General features: G+C 72.4%; 9 protein-coding genes. 8 read left to right on the top strand and 1 reads right to left on the bottom strand.

The features are described from left to right. Window positions 1-38: 38 nt before the first annotated feature. The 8 genes from C1I92_RS18045 (at window position 39) to C1I92_RS18010 (ending at window position 13,797) form a co-directional block, all read left to right on the top strand. Window positions 39-1,700 carry an FAD-dependent oxidoreductase gene (locus tag C1I92_RS18045; protein ID WP_111256041.1) on the top strand — a complete coding sequence of 554 codons (1,662 nt, stop codon included), beginning with the start codon at window positions 39-41 and terminating at the stop codon, window positions 1,698-1,700. Further along, a complete protein-coding gene (locus C1I92_RS18040) occupies window positions 1,697-3,235 on the top strand; it encodes an FAD-dependent oxidoreductase (RefSeq protein WP_111256040.1) in 1,539 nt (512 codons plus the stop codon). Before C1I92_RS18045 ends, C1I92_RS18040 begins: the two co-directional genes overlap by 4 nt. Further along, window positions 3,232-6,645 carry a glycoside hydrolase family 38 N-terminal domain-containing protein gene (locus C1I92_RS18035; RefSeq protein ID WP_111256039.1) on the top strand — a complete coding sequence of 1,138 codons (3,414 nt, stop codon included), beginning with the start codon at window positions 3,232-3,234 and terminating at the stop codon, window positions 6,643-6,645. The genes C1I92_RS18040 and C1I92_RS18035 overlap by 4 nt, the downstream gene beginning before the upstream one ends. Next, window positions 6,642-7,898 carry an SGNH/GDSL hydrolase family protein gene (locus tag C1I92_RS18030; protein WP_111256038.1) on the top strand — a complete coding sequence of 419 codons (1,257 nt, stop codon included), beginning with the start codon at window positions 6,642-6,644 and terminating at the stop codon, window positions 7,896-7,898. Before C1I92_RS18035 ends, C1I92_RS18030 begins: the two co-directional genes overlap by 4 nt. Further along, the gene (locus tag C1I92_RS18025) at window positions 7,895-9,532 is read left to right on the top strand and encodes an extracellular solute-binding protein (protein WP_111256037.1); all 1,638 of its coding nucleotides are present in this window, start codon (window positions 7,895-7,897) and stop codon (window positions 9,530-9,532) included. The genes C1I92_RS18030 and C1I92_RS18025 overlap by 4 nt, the downstream gene beginning before the upstream one ends. A gap of 28 nt (window positions 9,533-9,560) precedes the next feature. Beyond that, window positions 9,561-10,637, top strand: coding sequence for an ABC transporter permease (locus C1I92_RS18020; RefSeq protein WP_199521337.1), 1,077 nt, complete (start codon window positions 9,561-9,563; stop codon window positions 10,635-10,637). A gap of 59 nt (window positions 10,638-10,696) precedes the next feature. Beyond that, window positions 10,697-11,578, top strand: coding sequence for a carbohydrate ABC transporter permease (locus tag C1I92_RS18015; protein WP_111256074.1), 882 nt, complete (start codon window positions 10,697-10,699; stop codon window positions 11,576-11,578). A gap of 107 nt (window positions 11,579-11,685) precedes the next feature. After that, a complete protein-coding gene (locus tag C1I92_RS18010; protein ID WP_111256036.1) occupies window positions 11,686-13,797 on the top strand; it encodes a putative phage tail protein in 2,112 nt (703 codons plus the stop codon). 2 nt (window positions 13,798-13,799) lie between these two features. Here the strand turns inward: C1I92_RS18010 and C1I92_RS18005 are convergent, their stop codons facing one another. Then, window positions 13,800-14,093 (bottom strand): hypothetical protein, encoded by a 294-nt coding sequence (locus C1I92_RS18005; protein ID WP_146605187.1) that lies wholly within the window; start codon window positions 14,091-14,093, stop codon window positions 13,800-13,802. Between the last annotated feature and the right edge of the window lie 341 nt (window positions 14,094-14,434).

The raw sequence follows: 14,434 nt of genomic DNA, 5'->3' as shown, positions 1-14,434 counted from the left end.
CATCAGCAAATATCAGCACCGGGAGCGAGGGGTCGGCTGTGACGGAACTGAGGACGGACCTGCTGGTCGTCGGAGGCGGCCTCGGCGGCGTCGCGGCGGCGCTGACGGCCGCGACGCTCGGCCTGCGGGTCCTGCTCACCGAGGAGACCGACTGGCTCGGTGGTCAGCTCACGGCGCAGGCGGTGCCGTCCGACGAGCACCCGTGGATCGAGACCCCGCACGTCTCGTCCGGCTACGCCGCGCTGCGCGGCCGCATCCGCGACTACTACCGCCGCAACTACCCGCTGACCCCGGAGGCGGCCGCCGACCCCACGCTCAACCCGGGTCTGGGCAACGTCAGCAAGCTGTGCCACGAGCCGCGGGTCGGCGTCGCGGTCATCGACGAGCTGCTGGCCGGCTGGATCTCCGCCGGCCGCATCGGCGTGCGCTACCACCACGTCCCGGTCGCGGCCGAGGTGGACGGCGACCGCGTCACCGCCGTGACGCTGCGCGACACCCGCACGGGCGAGACCGTCACCGCCACCGCGCCGCTCGTCGTCGACGCCACCGAGCTGGGCGACCTGCTGGAGCTGGCCGGCGTCGAGCACGTCATCGGCGCGGAGTCGCAGGACCAGACCGGCGAGCCGTACGCCGCGCCGGAGGCCGACCCCACCGACCAGCAGGCCATCACCTGGTGCTTCCCGCTGGAGTACCGGCCGGGCGAGGACCACACCATCGCGAAGCCGGCCTCCTACGACCACTGGAAGACCCACGTCGACCCGTTCTGGCCGGGACCCCAGCTGTCCTGGGAGAAGATCGACATCCACACGATGTCGGGCAAGGTCAACCGCATCTTCGAGGGTGACCTCGACGCCGTCCGCCTGCCCGACCTCTGGCACTTCCGCCGCATCCGGGCCCGCACGCAGTTCCGCCGCGACGTCGTCGACACCGACATCTCGTTGGTGAACTGGCCGAACATCGACTACTGGGAGGCGCCGCTGCTGGGCGCGGAGGTCGACGACGCCGCGCGGGAGAAGGCGCTGCAGCGCTGCAAGGAGCTGTCCCTGTCGTACCTGCGCTGGATGCAGACCGAGGCGCCGCGGCCCGACGGCGGCACCGGCTACCCCGGTCTGACGTTGCGGCCCGACCTGACCGGCACCGACGACGGCCTGGCGAAGTACGCCTACATCCGCGAGGCGCGCCGCATCAAGGCCCGGTTCACCGTGCTGGAACAGCACGTCGCGGTCATCGACCGGCCCGAAGGCGAGGGCGCGGAGCAGTTCGCCGACTCCGTCGGGGTCGGGCACTACAACATCGACCTGCACCCGAGCGCCGCCGGCGTCAACTACGTCAACCTCGAGACCTACCCGTTCCAGCTCCCGCTCGGCGCGCTGCTCCCGGTCCGGGTGCGCAACCTGCTGCCCGCGAACAAGAACATCGGCACCACCCACATCACCAACGGCTGCTACCGGCTGCACCCGGTCGAGTGGACCATCGGCGAGGCGGTCGGCGCGCTGGCCGCGTTGTGCCACCGCGAGGGCACCGAGCCGCACGCCGTCGGCGACGCGCCGAACCGGGTCGAGGACCTGCAGCGGCTGCTCACCGGCACCATCGGCGCGCCGGTGGCCTGGCCCGACGACATCCGGCGCACCCGGCCGTCGCAGACGAGGAAGAACGCCACGCCGGTCCTGGCGCTGCCGGAACGGCGGGTGCGCCCATGACCGAGACGGCCGATCCCGACGTCGTCGTCTATGGCGCGACGCTGGCCGGCATCATGGCCGCGCTGCGGCTCAAGCTGCGCGGCTACACCAGCCTGGTGCTGGAGCCGACCGGCCACGTCGGCGGCATCGTCGCCGGCGGGCTGGTGAAGTCCGACACCCCGGGCGTGCCGGCGGCGCTGGCCGGGCTGACGCAGGACCGGTTCTTCGCCGGCATCGGCGCGGAGTACGCCGCCGATGGCCTCGACGACCCGAAGGCGCAGTACCTGTTCGAGCCGAAGGTGGCCGAGCGGGTCGCGTGGCGGCTGCTCGACGAGGCCGGTGCGACGGTGCTGCTCAACGCGCGCATCCACGACGCCGGCGACGTCGAGGTGCGCGGCGGCCGCATCGTCGCCGTCCGCACCGACGACGGCTGGCGCCGGGCCGGCTTCTTCGTCGACGCCTCCTACGAGGGCGACCTGATGGCGGCCGCGGGCGTGCCGTACGCCGTCGGCCGCGAGCCGGCCTCGCAGTACGGCGAGGCATACGCCGGGTTCCAGCCGGCCCGCGCGCACCGCATCCGGTCCTTCCGGCCGAACACCGGCTTCCCGGTCGGCCCGGTGCCCGACTCCGCGCCCGGCGACGGCGACGCGAAGGTGCAGGCGTACAACTTCCGCGGCGTGCTGACCCGCGCCGCCGACCGGCTGCCGTTCCCCAAGCCCGACGGCTACGACCCCGCGCTCTACCGGCACCTCGGCAGCCTGCTGACGCAGCGCGGCATCCCGGGGCTGTCCTCGATCGTCACGCACACCGCCGCGCTCCCGCATGGCAAGTTCCAGACCAACCAGGCGCTGTTCATCGGCTTCGACCTGCCCGGCGTCAACTGGGACTATCCCGACGGCGGCTGGAAGCGGCGCGACGAGATCATCGCCGAGCAGGTCCGCTGGCACCAGGGCATGCTCTACTTCCTGGCCAACGACCCGTCGCTGCCGGAGTCGTTCCGCGCCGACGCGCGCACGTTCGGCCTGCCGCCGGACGAGTTCACCGACAGTCCCCACGGCGCCGGCTTCCCGCACGCGCTCTACGTGCGTGAGGCGCGCCGGATGGTCGGCGAGCACGTGTTCACCGAGCACGACACCCAGCGGCCGAACAACACCAAGCCCACCGCGGTGTGCTGCTGGCAGTACGGGCTGGACTGCCACATCGTGCAGTACTACCCGGAGGGCGACGACACGATCGTCGGCGAGGGCTCGACCACGGGCTCGTTCGTCAACGCGCCGGCCGATCTCTACCAGCTCCCGGCCGAGAGCCTGTTCCCGGCGCGGGGGAGCGTCGAGAACCTCGCCGTCCCGGTCTGCTTCTCCGCCAGCCACGTCGGCATCCTGTCGCCGCGGATGGAGCCCACCTACGGGATGCTCGGCGAGGCCGCCGGCGAGCTGGCCGCGCAGTCGCTGCGCACCGGGCGGGCCGTTCAGGACTACGACTACGCCTCCCTGGCCGCGGCGCTGTCCGAGCGCGGTTCCGTGCTGGAGCTGCCCGAGCTGGAGGCGGCGGCATGATCCTCGCGACCCCTGGAGTCGAGGTCCCGGCGTTCCAGCCGGGACCGCTCGACGCCGCCGCCGGCTGGCGGGACCACCGGGTCGAGCTGGCGTTCACCGTGGCGACGGCGGATGCCCACGTGCTGCGGCTGGAGTTCGACGCCGGCCACGGCCCCTGCCCCGACCTGCTGATCGAGCTCGACGGTGTGCACCGGGGCCTGTTCCACCCGGCGGTGCGGCGCGAGGACCGCAGCGAGGTGTACCGGCACGGCCCGATCGCCGGCTCGGTGCTGCTGGAGGTGCCGCTGCCGGCGGCCTGGCTCGGCGCCGGCGAGCACGTGCTGGCGATGACGACGACGCTGGACCCGGCGGCGGCGACCGGCCCTGTGGACGTGCCTGCCGACGCCCGGGGCGGGCGGCATCGCGAGCAGTTCGGGCACCACTTCGGCAGCGGCATCACGTGGCGGAGCCTCACGCTCACGCCGGCCGGCGCGGCCGCGCCACCGGCCCCGTCGAGCACCCAGCTGCGGGCCACCCCGCTCTACCCGCTGAGCGGCGGGCAACTGGCCGAGCTGACGGTCGACGTCGCGGCGGGCGCGCCGTGGCCCGCGGCCGCCACCGTCACCGTCGGCGCCGAGTCGCACGCGCTCGACCTGCGCCGCGCCGGCCGCGACTTCGGCCAGGTCCGGGTCCGCCTCCCGGTCGCCGAGCTGACCGGGCCCACCGGCGCCACCGTCACCATCGGCGACGCCCCGGCCGCGGCGTTCACCCTCGCGCCGCAGCGCAAGTGGACCGTCCACCTGATCCCGCACGTGCACCTCGACGTCGGCTACACCGACGTGCAGGGCAAGGTGCTCGAGCTGCACAGCCGCAACCTCGACCGCGCGCTCGACGCGCTGGATCGCGACGACGCGTTCGCGTTCTCCGTCGACGGCTCGCTGGTGGTCGGGCAGTACCTGGCGACGCGGTCGGAGAAGCGGTCGCAGCGGGTGCTCGACGCGCTGCGTTCCGGCCGGCTGTCCGTGAACGCGTTCCACAACCTCTTCCTGTCCGGCATCGCCAGCCTGGAGGAGGTGTACCGCGCGGCGTACCTGGCCGCCCGGCTGCGCGACGACTACGGGGTGCCGGTCAGTTACGCGAACCTCACCGACGTGCCGTCCTACAGTGCGGCGGTCCCGTCGATGCTGCGGGCGCTGGGCATCGACGCGTTCGTCGGGATCGAGAACCACCATCGCGGCGGCAACGCCGACAGCGACGTGCAGCACCTCGCCAGCCCGGTCCAGTGGGAGGGCGTCGACGGGTCGCGGGTGCTCACGCACTTCTCCGACACGTACTCGCAGCTGCGGTTCATGGCCGGCGACCCGCAGACCGTGGCCGGCGGCGCGCACGCGCTGGTCCGGCTGCTCGACCGGTACGAGCGCGACGACTACCTGCCGCAGGACCTCCCCGTTATCGGCACCCACGCCGACAACGAGGACCTCGCCGACGGCGACGCCGCGTTCGCCGCCCGCTGGAACGCCGTCTACGCCTGGCCGCGGGTCGCCGTCTCGACGATGGCCGGCTACCTCGACGCGGTCCGCCCGCTGGACGACCGGCTGCCGGTCTGGCGCGGCGACGGCGGCAGCTACTGGGAGGACGGCGTCGGCACCGGCGCCGTCGTCGTCGCCGAGCATCGGCGGGCGCAGGTCGCGCTGCCGGCCGCCGAGGCGCTGGCCGCGCTGGTCGCCCGCGCCGACGACACGTACCGGCCGAACCGGCCCGCGCTCGACGCCGCCTGGGACGGCGTGCTGTACGGCAGCGAGCACACCTGGACGTGGTCGCACGCCAACGCGCATCCGCACGGTGAGCAGGTCGGCGACCAGCTGGACTGGAAGCGGCACCAGGTGCACACGGGCTACCGGACGGCGATCGATGAGACCCGGCGGGCGCTGAGCCAGCTCGGCGAGCTCGTCACCACCGACGGCCCGACGGTGCTCGCCTACAACCCGCTCGGCTGGGCCCGCGACGTCGAGATCGAGGTCGAGGCGCCGGCCGGCACCCTCGACGGCGAGGTGCTGGCGGACTGCGACGGACTGCTCAGGTACCGGCTCACCGTGCCCGACGTGCCGCCGTTCGGCTACCGGACGGTGCCGTTGGGCGCCGGGCGCACGCTCTCGCCCGGCGAGGAGGACGGCTCGGCCGCCGGCGCCACGGACACGGCCGCCGAAGACGATTGGCAGCCGGTCCCGGCGGTCCTGGAGACGCCCCGGTGGCGGGTGGACCTGGACCCCGCCACCGGGACGGTCACCGGGCTGACCCACCGGCCGACCGGGCGGTCGCTCCTGGACGACGGCGCGCCCTGGCGGCTGGGCCAGGTGCTCTACGTGCTGAACGGCCCCGACGAGCTGACCCGCGGCACCGATCCACACGCCGGGATCGCGCACTCCGGCACGCCGCACCTGCATCCGCCGGCGCCGCGCAGCACGCTGTCCGGCCGCCGCCCGGCCGCCGATCCACCCGAGCTCACCGTGACCGCCGCGACCATGCGGCCCGTCGGGGTGCGCCGGACCCACGACGGCTGGCGGCTGCGCACCGTCGGGGCCGCGCCGAGCCTGCCGAGCATCGAGGCCGACGTGTTCCTCCGCGACGGCAGCGACCGGGTCGACGTCACCGTGCGGCTGACCAAGGAGCGCGAGCTGGCCAAGGAGTCCGTGTACGTCGCGTTCCCGTTCGCCGCCGACGCGCCCCGCTTCCACTACGACCGCCAGCAGGGCTGGATCGACCCGGCCGCCGACCACGCGCCCGGCGCCTGCCACGAGTGGTTCACCACCCAGTACGGCGTCGTCGTCGAGTCGGCGCCGGGCGGCCCGGCCGTGGCCTGGACCAGCGCCGACGCGCCGTTGTTCACCGCGGGCGACATCGTCCGCGGCGCCTGGCCGGAGCGCTTCGAGCCGGCGAGCGGCAGCGTCCTGTCCTGGGTGATGAACAACTACTGGCCGACCAACACCCCGCCGGAGCAGGACGGCGAGCTGACCCTGTGGTACGCCTTCACCCCGCTCCCGGCGCACGACCCGGCGGCCGCCGGGCGGTTCGGCCGCGAGGTCCGCAGCCCGGCCGTCGTCTCCGAGGTGACCCGGCTGGACAAGTTCGACACCGATCCGCGGCCGCTGCCGGCGACCAGCGCGTCGCTGCTCGACCTCGATCTGCCGCCGTGGACACACGCGACGGTGGCGGAGTCCCGCGACCGCTCCGGCCTGCTGCTGCGGCTGCAGGACCTCGGCGGCGACGGCGGCACCGTCCGGCTGCCGGCCGCCGGCGGCGCCGTCCGCTGCCTGGCCGACGAGCGCGAGACCGGCCCGCTGCCGGTCGACGACTCCGGCGCGCCGGTCGTCGAGCTGCGGCCGTGGGAGGTCGTCTCCGTACTGCTGCGCGGACAGGAGGGAGCGCGATGAGACGACGCAGTTTCGTCGCCGGCACGACGGCCCTGGTGGCCGGCGGCGCACTGGCGGGCGGCACGCCGGCGGCCGCGACGACTCCGGCCCGGACCCAGGGCGCGGCCCGCGCGGCGGCCACCATGCGTGCCGGCACCTGGGGCGCCGGAGCCTACGGCCTCGACGGCGTCACGTTCGGCGGCCGCACCGGCCGGTTCATCGTGCGCACCAGCGTCGGCGGCACGAGCCCGCGGGTCCGGCTGTCCAACGTGGCCGGCGCCGAGCCGATCACCGTCGGCCCGGTCCACCTCGGCCTGCACGCCGGCGGCGGCGCCGTCACCCCGGGCACCAACAAGGCGGTGACGTTCGGCGGCGCGACCACCATCACGATCGCCGCCGGCGCCGTCGTCCTCGGCGACCCCGTCGACCTCACGCTGCCGGCGCAGGCCGACCTCGCCGTCAGCGTCCACGTCGCCACCCCGGTCGCGAACGTCACCGGGCACAGCATCGCCGCCCAGCGCTCCTACCTGAGCATCGACGGCGACCACGCCGCCGACGAGTCGGCGACCGCGTACGTCACGCCGATCTCGCAGTGGTACCTGATCGACGAGGTGACGGTCGAGACCGGCGCGGCCGGCGGCACCGTCGTCTGCCTCGGCGACTCCATCACCGACGGCGTGGGCTCGGTGTCCGGCACCAACCAGCGCTGGCCCGACTTCCTCGCCCGCCGGCTGCTGGCGAACACCGCGACGGCCGCCGTCGGCGTCGTCAACGCCGGCATCTCCGGCAACCGCGTGCTGTGGGACGGCGCCTCGCCCAGCAGCCAGGCGCGGCTGGACCGCGACGTGCTGTCGCACCCCGGCGTGTACGCGGTCGTGCTGGTCGAAGGCATCAACGACATCGCGAGTGGGAAGGCGGCCACCGCCGGCGACCTGCTCGCCGCGTACCGTCAGCTCGGCGAGCGGCTCGGGATGCTCGGCATCGGGCTCCTCTGCGGCACCATCACGCCGTGGCTGGGCTCGGCCAGCTGGACCGAACAGAAGGAAGCGATCCGCGAGGAGGTCAACGCGGCCGTGCGTGCCGGCGGCGGCGTCGACTTCGACCTCGCCGTCCGCGACCCGGCGAATCCGCAGCGGCTGCGTGCCGAGTACGACTCCGGCGGCGGCGTGCACCTCACCCCGGCCGGTTACCAGGCGATGGCCGACGCCGTCGACCTCGCCCTGCTGGACCCGGCCCGGACCCTCATTCAGAGCATGATCGGAGTAGGCCCATGAGTGACATGCGTATCAGTCGCAGGCGGTTCCTCGAGGTCACCGGCGGCCTGGCCGCCGTCGTGGCGGCGCCCAGCCTGCTCTCCGCGTGCGGCGGCGAAGGCGGGACGAGCCCGTCCGACGCCGCGTCGGCCAACAACGCGGTTCGGCTGCCCACCTACACGCCGTGGGACCAGGTCAGCCCCGACCTGCCGGCCACCCCGGAAGGCGTCATGGCCGGCTTCTACAGCTATCCGACGCCGGTCGACGCGTTCAGCTCGCCGCCGCTGGCCGGCGCCGAGCCGGTCGAGATCCTCACCAGCCTGCTCGGCCCGTTGCCGCCGGCCGCCGGCGACAACGCCTACTGGCAGGAGCTCAACACCCGGGTCGGCACCGACCTGAACCTCACGATGACGCCGCAGGCGGACTACCCGAACAAGCTGGCGACCGTGTTCGCCGGCGGCGACCTGCCCGACATCATGCTGATCAACACGACGCTGGCGAACCGCTCCGACGTGCTCACTCGGCTGTGCGCGGACCTGACGGAGTTCCTCTCCGGCGACGCGGTGAACGAGTACCCGTTCCTGGCCAACATCCCGGCCGACTCGTGGCCGAACATGGTCTACGGCGGCGGCATCTACGCGGTGCCGATCCCGCGCGCCGTCGTCGGCACGATCTTCTTCTCCCGCGCCGACCTCATCGCCGAGCGTGGTCTGAACCCCGAGCCGGCCGACTTCGCCGAGTTCAGGGAGCTGGCCGAGGGCCTCACCGACGCCGCGAACAACCGGTGGGCGTTCGGTGGCGGCGACACCGGCAACGGCAAGAACGTCATCACGTTCGTCGGCAACATGCTCGGCGTCCCGAACGCGTGGAAGGAGGAGGGCGGCGCCTTCACCTCCGAGCACGAGACCGAGGAGCGCAAGGAGGCCATCGCCCGCACCGCCGAGCTGGTGCAGGCCGGCGTGTTCCACCCCGACGCGATCGGCGGCAAGCTGCAGGAGCGCGAGCTGTTCGGCAACGGGACGCTGGCGTTCCGCTCCGACGGCTACGCCGGCTGGGACATCCTGGCCGACACCTACCCGGTCGAGGTCGGCGCCGTGCAGGCGCCGAAGTTCGACGGCGGCGGCCCCGGCGTGGTCCGGGCCGGCGCCACCAGCTTCGGCTACACCGCGTTCAAGAAGGCCGACCCCGAGCGCATCCAGCAGCTGCTGGCGCTGTGCAACTGGCTGGCGGCTCCGCTGGGCACCAGCGAGTTCATGTTCCGCAAGTTCGGCATCGAGGGCACCCACTACACGATGGAGAACGGCGCACCGGTCCGCACCGCGCAGGGCGACACCGAGGTCAAGGTGCCGCTGGAGTACGTTGCCGACTCCCCGCACGTGCTCGGCCCGCGCGACCGCGCCCGGGTCGACGCGCAGCGCGCCTACCAGGAGGCCGCCATCCCGAACATCGTGCGCAGTGCCGCCGAGGGCCTGTACTCCGACGCCAGCGTCAACAAGGGCGGCCAGCTGACGAAGATCGCCGACGACGGCGCGCTGGAGATCATCGCCGGTCGGCAGCCGATCGAGTACTGGGACACCGTCGTGGACAACTGGCGCCGGCAGGGCGGCGACGAGGTCCGCGCCGAGCTCGAGGCCGCGTTCGCCGAGGCACACTGAGCGACCGGGCGAGCGCGATGGAGGCAGCATGGCCACAGAGCTAGAGACGACGTCGGCCGCCGGCCGGGACCCCCGGCCGGGCCGATGGCGCCGGCTCGGCCTGGGACGCGGGACCGGCCGGGGAGCCGGGACCCGTGGGGGCGACGGCGCCGGCCGGACGCACGGGGCCGGGCCGGCGGGCGCGCACGGCCCGCGCGCGTCGCGCCGGGTGCGGTTCCGCCGCGACCGGTTCCTGCTGCTGCTCGGCGTGCCAGGGCTGCTGGTCGTGCTGTTGTTCAACTACGTGCCGCTCATCGGCAACGTCATCGCGTTCAAGGACTACCAGCCCTACATCGGCATCTGGGACTCGCCGTGGGTCGGGTTCGACAACTTCGACGTGATCCTCAACGGCGACCCGGCGTTCGTCAACGCGCTGACGAACACGCTGGTCATCTCGTTCGTGCAGATCGTGGTCGTGTTCCCGGTGCCGATCGCGCTGGCGCTGCTGCTGAACTCGATGCTCAGCGAGCGGCTCAAGCGGGTGGCGCAGTCGATCCTGTACCTGCCGCACTTCATGTCGTGGGTGGTCGTCGTCGCGATCTTCCAGCACATGCTGGGCAACGCCGGCCTGCTGAACAACTTCCTCCGCTCGCACGACTGGGCCACGCTGTCGATCTTCGGCAACCCGGACATGTTCCTCACGCTGATCACGTCGCAGGTGATCTGGAAGGACGCCGGCTGGGGAACGATCATCTTCCTGGCCGCGCTGTCGCGGGTCGACATGGAGCTGTACGAGGCCAGCGCGGTCGACGGCGCGTCCCGGCTGCGGCAGCTGTGGCACGTCACGCTGCCGAGCATCCGCGGCGTGATCGTGCTGCTGCTCATCCTCAAGCTCGGCGACGTGCTGACCGTCGGCTTCGAACAGATCCTGCTGCAGCAGCAACAGGTCGGCGCCGACGCCGCGGAAGTGCTGGACACCTACGTCTACTTCAACGGCGTCATCGGCGGGAACTGGGGCGTGTCGGCGGCGGTCGGCCTGGTCAAGGGGCTGGTCGGCGTCGTCCTGGTGCTGGGCGCCAACAAGGTCGCGCACCTGCTCGGCGAGAGAGGGGTGTACTCGAAGTGACCGACACGATCATCCGCGACGAGCGACGCGGCGACGGCGGCCGGGCCCGGCGGCAACGCATGATCGCCGGGACGCCACAGCCGGGCCTGCCCGTCCGCGGCCTCAAGGGCATCGTGCTGCTGATCGCCTGCGCCCTGGTGATCCTGCCGTTCCTGGCCGTCGTGTCCACCAGCCTGGCCGACCAGCAGCAGGTCACCGAGGCCGGCGGCTACGTGCTCTGGCCGGAGCGGCCCAACCTCGACGCCTACCGGGCGATCCTCTCCGGCGGCGTGGTGAGCCGGGCGCTGATGGTCTCCATCGGCATCACGGTCGCCGGGACGGCGCTGTCGCTCACCTGCGTCACGCTGCTCGCGTACTCGCTGAGCCGGGCCGGCAGCTTCCTGCACAAGCCGATCCTGCTCACCGTCCTGTTCACGCTGTTCTTCACCCCGGGCATGATCCCGACATACCTGACGGTGCGGCAGCTGGGGCTGCTCGATTCCTACTGGTCGCTGATCCTGCCGACGATGGTCGGGGCGTTCCAGGTGATCATCATGAGAGCGTTCTTCCAGGAGATCCCCGGCGAGCTGGTCGACGCCGCGCGCATCGACGGCGCGAACGAGCTGCAGATCCTCACCCGCATCGTGCTGCCGCTGTCGAAGGCGGTCATCGCGGTGATCGGGCTGTTCAACGCCGTCGCCTACTGGAACGCGTTCTTCAACGCCGTCCTCTACATCAACGACACCGAGAAGTGGCCGTTGCAGCTGGTGCTGCGCACCTACGTCGTCGACAACGCCGCGTTCGGCGTCGACACCGCGGACATCGCCGGCACCGTGATGCCGCCGGCGCAGTCCCTGCAGATGGCGATCCTCGTCATCAGCCTGGTCCCGATCGCCCTCGTCTACCCGTTCCTGCAACGCCACTTCGCGAAGGGAATGCTCATCGGCGCGGTCAAGGGCTGAGCCGCCCGCCGTCGCTGTCCGTCCCACCGCTCGGATCTGTTCACACCCGTCGGGCGCGTCCCCCGCGCGCCCGTCGTCTCGCCACGCCCTCACGAAGGAGTGATCGCATGAGCACAGGTGAACGCACGATCAGCCGCCGCGGGTTGTCCGCCATCGGAGTCGCCGGCCTGGCCGCCGCCGGCGGCGCCGCTCTCGCGCCGTCCGCGGCCGCCGCCCCACGCGCCGCGCTGGCCGCCATCCAGACCGTCGACCACCACCTGGACCTGGTGGCCGGCTCGGTCCACGGTGAGCGGGTCCACCTGCTCGGCTACTGGAAGGACATTCCCGGCATCGGCGGCGGCCTGCTGTACTGGGACGCCACCTCCACCGAGCCGGAGAACGACGGCACCATCTTCGCCGTCGCCGGCGTCGCCACCGGCCGGTGGAAGCGCCCCGCCTCGACCACCCTGAACCTCGCCGACTTCGGCTGTCTGGGCGTCGGCGACGTCGACGACTCCGCCCGCGTCCAGAAGGCCGTCGACGCGCTGCCGACCGGCGGCATCATCGAGTTCGGCCCCGGCAAGATCCGCATCCAGCAGACCATCCGGGTCGAGCGGGTGCCCATCACCTTCCGCGGCGTCGGCCCGACCGACTCCCTCGACACCGGGACCCAGTACCTCATCGCGACCGGCACCGCCGACGGCTTCGTGCTCGCCGGCTGCCACGGCGGCGGCTTCCGCGACCTGCAGCTCCAGGGCGTCGACCTCAAGGGCGGGTACATGATCCGCACCGAGCGGATCGGCCCGGAGAAGGACGACGGCAACTACATGCTGACGTTCCAGAACGTGCGGTCCCGGCTCGGCTACAACGGCATCCTGCTGCGCTCGTGCAACACCGTGCGGTTCCTCAACTGCGTCTGGAACGAGTTCCACGGCGAGCAGGTGATCCTGCTCAACGGCGAGTCCGACGAGTCCCGGGCGGACCCGGTCGAGTTCGTCGAGTGCGCCATCGCGGCCGGCACCGCGAACCGCAATACCGACAACGTCGTCATCGACGGCCTGGGCGGGTCGATCAAGTTCATCGGGGTCGCGATCCTGTTCGGGCGGCACGGCATCTGGATGCGCAACACCATCCAGCCCCGTCCCGGTGACCCGACGCCCGACGACAAGAGCCTGCCGAAGTTCCTGTACTTCGAGGGCGGCGGGTTCGAGAACGGCTACGGCTACCCGGTGCTCCTGGAGAAGGGCGCGCAGGCGAAGTTCGCCAACTGCTACATCTCCTGCGACGGCGTGTTCGACAACGTCCGCATCCTCGAGACGTTCACCGGCGGTGCGCTGTTCACCGGCTGCGTGATCCGCGGCTCGGGCCGCAACGGCATCGACATCGCCTCGACCCGGGTCACCATCACCGGCTGCACCATCGGCAACAACGGCCGCTTCGCCCACCTCGACTACGGTCTCGCGATCACCGGCGTGGCGAGCAACGGCTCCGGTGGCGTCCGGGTCACCACCGCTGCCGCGCACGGCTGGGAGACCGGGGACCGCATCCGCATCGAGCAGGTCGGCGGGGCCGTTGGCGCCAACGGCACCTGGGAGGTCACCGTCATCGACGCCACCCGCGTCGACCTCATCGGCGCGTCGCTGGGCGGCACCTACAGCGGCGGCGGCCTGGCCGTGCGCACCGGCACCGGCATCAACATCCGGCCCACCGCCTCGAAGGTGGTCGTCACCGGCAACATCCTCGGTCGACTGGCCGAGGGCCTCCACCGTCAGGACTACGGCCTGATCAGCGCCGCGCCCGACGTGCTGATCAGCAACAACGACCTCGCCGGCAACCCGGTCGCGCCCTACTTGATCAACGGGACGCAGAACGCGCAGACCCGGATCTTCGGCAACAAGGGCATGGAGCAGCTCGACGGCCGGCTGACCGCCCGCGTCCCCGGCGCCGTCGCCGACGGCGTGTACGACTTCGCCAACCTGCTCTACCTGGACGGCCAGCGCATCCGCATCACCCGGGTGACCCGGGTGACCGGGGCCGGCAGCTGCAACGTCCAGCTCGAGGCCGGCGGCGCCACTGCGGGCGCGGCGCAGGCCGCGACGACGTCGCTGCAGACCATCCAGCTGACGGCGCCGCCGGCGGTCGACGCGGTCAGTGCGCCCAAGCGGCTGCGGCTGCGAGTGTCCGGAGCCAGCGGCGCGCAGGACCTCGAGGTGCAGTTCGGGTACCAGCTGGTGAGTTGAGCTCAGGCCGGGCCGGGTCGTCGCTCCAATACCTGCGGCACGGACGACAGCCCGGCCATCCAGCCGGCCGAGACCGGACAGATCCAGTTGGCGGCGGTCATCGCGGCCACGTGCTGCTCGCGAAGTGGGCGGTTGTGTATGGGCTCGTGGTGGGCGATCCGGCCGCGGGCCGTGGCGCGGCGGCGTGCTTCGGCGACGTCCTGACGACCCCGGTCGCTCAGCAGGCGACCGGGGTCCTTGTACCAGCGAGGTTCGCCGAACCGACCGGTCGACCACGCCGTGAGCTGGTCGTGCATGGCATTCCGGACCACGATCTCGAGATGTCCGATCGTGCTCCAGAAGGCCGCAGACACGTCGGAGTTCCACGCGTACAGCAGGACGGCGAGGCCGAGGTCGCCGCCGCACGCCGCTCGGTACGGCGCTAGCTGTACCCGGCCAGGACGTTGGTAGCGGCGAGCCTGGTTGAACGAACGAGAACCTCCGAATGGGATGTGGCTTGTCGAAGGCCCGCTCCACCCGGAGGTTCTCGTGTCCCACGGTAGTGCCCGGCTGACCGTGCATGGTCGCCGCCTGATCGTTCAACGCCACCGGGCCGGCTGGCCCCAGGCCCACATCGCCGCTGCGATGGGAGTCTCCC

It is taken from the genome of Jiangella anatolica (assembly GCF_003236295.1).
Classification (GTDB): Bacteria; Actinomycetota; Actinomycetes; order Jiangellales; family Jiangellaceae; genus Jiangella; species Jiangella anatolica.
Note: the sequence above shows the minus strand (reverse complement) of the source record. Positions and strands in the feature narration are given on the sequence as shown.